The organism is Tistrella arctica (genome assembly GCF_039630945.1).
In the GTDB taxonomy this organism is placed as follows: Bacteria; Pseudomonadota; Alphaproteobacteria; order Tistrellales; family Tistrellaceae; genus Tistrella; species Tistrella bauzanensis.
This window is the reverse complement of the sequence record NZ_JBBKTV010000064.1, coordinates 1-202: the sequence shown is the minus strand read 5'-3', so window position 1 is coordinate 202 and position 202 is coordinate 1. Positions and strand designations below refer to the sequence as shown.

At 67.3% G+C, this 202-nt stretch carries 1 protein-coding gene; it reads left to right on the top strand.

Features of this window, described 5'->3' with window-relative positions:
• A partial coding sequence (locus WG924_RS28195) for a hypothetical protein (RefSeq protein ID WP_345936351.1) occupies window positions 1-202 on the top strand: 202 nt, incomplete at both ends.

Sequence of the window (202 nt, the reverse complement as noted above, 5' to 3'; positions counted from 1 at the left end):
GCGCTGACCGACAGTGCGACCATCACGCTCGACATCACGGCGGTGAATGACGCCCCCGATCTGACCGCGCCGGCCAGCATCGCGGTGACCGAAGACACGGTGACCGCGCTGACCGGCATCTCGATCAGCGATATCGATGCCGGCTCGGGCATCGTGACCGTGACCTTCGCGGTCGGCAGCGGGACTTTGTCCGCGACCAGCG